Genomic DNA, 4,282 nt, shown 5'->3' with positions numbered 1-4,282 from the left:
GAGGTAGTGGCTCGTATGATTCGTCTGTTAAAAGAAGATAAGTCAAAAGAGCTTGAATGCTTTTTATCCGACAATGAAATCCACATTTCAACAACTATGATGCAGTTCAAAGTACCTATTGAAATAGCCATCGCTTTTCCAAGAGTTAAAGAGATTTTGACATTAATTACTTCGGAAGATATATATCCTATGTGTAAGAAAGATGTCATGTCCCGAATGGGAGATATTGATGCTTATTACAAGGAGAAAGGGATTAAAGATACAAAAGATACACATCTTCTAATTACATTAAATGAGCCATTTGAAATCGTTCCTGATGCACCTAAGGAAGAGGACGAATTTTGCGAGGGTTTAATACCTAAAGTAAGAACTATATTTCTTGGTGAGTCGATGATGAATGAATCTGAAAAGAGTGTAGAAGACGAACAACATATAGACGTGGATTCAGAAACTCCTTCGAAAATGCAATTAACAGAAGAAAAAGTAAATGCATTACTTCCTGGAAATATCGGAATCTTTCATCCTGAAGAAGTCGTCTTTGTCAGTAATTGCACAATCCTAAAGTATGGTCTTTTTAAAAGTATTGTCAAAGGGATTAAAGAAGAAGATTTATCATTTTATAATACGGGCTCAATTGGTTGTGTAAAAGAACCTCTAATAATTGAATATCAGAATGAACAAAATGGTCATTATCAATCACTGATTATGCCAGTTGTGAAACGTTAGCAAGGAGGTTGTTTATGGAAACCAGAGAAGAACGAGGTATAAAGAAAGTGAAGGAACAGAAGAAGAAAAAGACCTCTAAAAAAAGAAAGGTCTTGAAATTCTTCTTAGGCACAAGTTTAGTATCGCTTATTGGTGCAAGTGGTGTTTTCGGGTATGGCTATTATAAGTATGGAGATGAAATTGCTAAGTCTATCACAAAAGGGTATGACAAAGTAAGTAAAATTAATGCTTCGACATTTAATAGTAAGAAATCAACACAGATTCTCGATAAAGATGGGAATATATTGAAAGAACTAAAAGCACAAGAATTTTCATATGTTTCTTCTAAAGATATGAGTCCATTTATTGAGAAAGCATTTGTTTCCATTGAGGATGAGCGTTTCTATGACCATAGAGGGATTGATTTTAAAGGTTTACTACGTTCTGTATATACGTTTGTTAAAAGTGGTGGAGGAACCGTACAAGGTGGTTCTACGATTACACAACAGTTAACAAAGAATGTCTTTTTAACAATGGATAGGACGATGTGGCGAAAAATCGAAGAGATGGTAATTGCACAAGAATTAGAAGAAAAATACTCTAAAAAAGAGATTATGGAATTCTATGTAAATAACATTTATTTCGGTCATGGTAAATATGGAATTGAAACAGCTTCACAATACTATTTTAGTAAGTCAGCTAAAGATTTGAAGCTTTCAGAAGTAGCGATGCTCTCAGGTGTTCCAAATAACCCAAGTATTTATGACCCTGTAAAAAATCCTGAAAAAGCGAAGAAAAGACGAAATATCATTTTATTTAAAATGAAAGAACTTGGCTATATAGGTGAAAAAGAGTATAAGGAAGCTGTGGCTGAAGAATTAGGGTTAAATGTAAATCCGAATACAATTAATAATCAGATTGAAGGAAGTGCCCTTACGTATGCCATTGATAACGCTGTAAAAGTGTTGATGGAAGAGGATGGTTTTAATTTCCGTTATCAATTCAAAGATGATGCAGACAGAAAAGCATATTTTGAGAAGTACCAAGAAAAATATGATGAAATGCGTCAGAAAATTGTAATGGGTGGATTTAAAATTGAAACATCTATTGACCCTAAAAAACAAGAAGAACTTCAAAATGTTGTAGATGCTGAAATGAAGAAGTTCAGAGAAAAAGACCCGAATTCTGGGATTTATAAAAAACAATCAGCAGTAACAACAATAGATAATACAACTGGAGAAGTTGTTGCAATTGTTGGTGGTAGAACACAAGAAGGAAATAACTTCAATAGGGCATATTTAGGAGCCAGACAGCCAGGTTCTACAATGAAACCTTTAGTTGCATATACTCCTGCCTTTGAAAGAGGTTATTCACCAGATAGTGTGCTTGAGGATAGTGAAGTTCCTAAGGGACCAAGAAACTGGTACAGAGGATATAGAGGGGCAGTGACTGTTAGACATGCCTTAGAAAGCTCTATCAATACGATACCGTTTAAATTAGCATCTGAATTCGGTGGTAATACAATAACGCAGTATCTTACTAATATGGAATTCAAATATTTAACACCACAAGATAACAATCCAATTATTGCAGTGGGTGGTTTAACAAGAGGGGCTACAACAGTAGAAATGGCTTCGGGATATTCTACACTTGCAAGAAGTGGTCAATTCATTCGTCCAACAAATGTTAGAAAGATTACATTCTTATCTACAAATGACGTGATTTATGAAAATGATAAAAAAACAGTAAAAGTATATGACAAAGGTGCTTCTTATTTAATGACAGATACTATGCGTTCTGTACTTCATGGAGACCAAGGTACAGGTAAACAAGCTAATATGAGTAATTATCCGTTTGCGGTTGGTAAAACGGGTACAACTGATAGCAATAAAGATTCTTGGTTTGTAGGATATACACCTTATTATACAACCGCTGTGTATACGGGTGATGATACACCGCAAGAACAATCAAACTCTATTAGTATTACAACAATGGATATCTGGAGAAAGTTCATGGAACAAATTCATGAAGGTTTAGAAGTCAAAGACTTTGAAAAACCAGATACTGTTTTCGTACAAGATGGTAAATTGGTTAATAGCTTATATACTGTGAAGCAAAAACAAAATGTGCGTGAACGTAATGAGTCAAAACGAATTCGAAAAGAAACAAATGCTCAACAAGAACGTTTAGATGCTGAAGACTATCGTATTATTCATGGACTAACGAAATCTGAAGAGTTAGAACGAGAGCGATACATGAAAGAGTTAATCACTCAAATTAATGATTTCTCAGCTACAGAACCTTCTCAATATGATGCGGTTAAAACATTAGAAGAAGATGGTTGGAAACGATTGGACAGAGTGAAACACAAATCAGCATACGATGACTTAAAAGTAGAATTCAATAAATCGTTACGTAAAGTGGCACGAGATAAAGCTAATTTAGAAGAGAAAATCAGACAAGAAAAATTAGCTGAAGAAAGAAGGAAACAAGAAGAAGAAAGAAAACGTTTGGAAGAGGAACGAAGATTGAAAGAGGTTGAAGAAGCGAAGAAGATGGCAGAGCAAAAAAAAATTGAAGCATCTCAAAAAGAAAAAGAAGCAAATAAAGCGAAACAAAATGTGAGTCAACCAACACCAAATACGGTGAATGAAAATCCAATAGTTCCGCAAGATGGCCAAGAGGTAAATACATCACAAGACCAAGCTCAATCTCAAACTGAAGTGCAACCTACTCTTCCGAAAGTAGAAGAACAACCTTTGCAGTCAAATACGCAAAGTGAATAAACCAAGAGGAGCAGGTGATAAAGAATACTACCTGCTCCTCTTTTTATAGAAATATAATGTCCGTTAGATACTTTTGAAAGCTCGACAATATAAATTAGATAGAAAATAAACAGTAAGGAGATGGAGGATTTTGAGTAATTTATTTGATTTAAAAAACAAAAAGGTTTTATTTGGAATGATTGGTGTAGTTGTATTGCTAATTGGTGCAATTATTGGTGGTGTGATGTTTTTATTTAAGGAAAAACCAGTAGATTTGAAAGAGGTATCTTTTGATAATTTAATAAAAGTAGAATATCAAGTAATAAATAAAGAGTTCTCAAAAAATGATGTTAAACTCGTAATTGGCTCAACTAAATTGAAAGATGAAGATATGAAAGACCTTACTGATAAAGTACAAGATTTAACACATAAAAACGTAGAGCTTTTCTTCTTTGATAATAAAGAAAAAAGAGATGTACCAAAAGAGTTTTATGTAGATGGTTTAAAGAATAAAACAATTGCTACTGAAAAGCATCTTGAATTCTTAGTGTTTAACAGTATTCCTACAGTGGATAAAAACATGAACGCAACAAAAGATTGGAAGATTAGTAAGGCTGATATGAAAGATGGGCTTCTCTACGTAAACACTTCTATCAAAGGCAATAAAAAACAAGAAGACATCGTAGCTCAACTAAAAGGTCTTCAAGATATGGTTCAAAAATTAAATGCTGATAAAAATGTAAAAGATGTAGAGTTTACGGTTAATGCAGGAATTTCTAATACATATAAGTACAATACAAAATTTAGTACAG

Annotated in this window: 2 protein-coding genes and 1 pseudogene; all 3 read left to right on the top strand. The window is 33.5% G+C overall.

Annotated elements, in window-relative coordinates; genetic code table 11:
• Positions 1–726, top strand: a pseudogene (locus tag MR160_RS32900) (hypothetical protein); the annotation flags it as partial.
• Between the two features lie 14 nt (positions 727–740).
• Positions 741–3,491: a transglycosylase domain-containing protein gene (locus MR160_RS32895; protein ID WP_242299141.1), complete on the top strand. Its 2,751-nt coding sequence runs from the start codon at positions 741–743 to the stop codon at positions 3,489–3,491.
• 130 nt (positions 3,492–3,621) lie between these two features.
• On the top strand, positions 3,622–4,282 hold a 661-nt coding region (locus MR160_RS32890; protein WP_242299140.1), incomplete at its 3' end, for a hypothetical protein.

The organism is Bacillus cereus group sp. BfR-BA-01382 (assembly GCF_022663475.1).
Taxonomy (GTDB): domain Bacteria; phylum Bacillota; class Bacilli; order Bacillales; family Bacillaceae_G; genus Bacillus_A; species Bacillus_A thuringiensis_S.
Note: the sequence above shows the minus strand (reverse complement) of the source record. Positions and strands in the feature narration are given on the sequence as shown.

Coding starts and splice junctions, on each gene's coding strand:
- MR160_RS32895 (WP_242299141.1), top strand. CDS start 741: ATGGAAACCAGAGAAGAACGAGGTATAAAGAAAGTGAAGGAACAGAAG.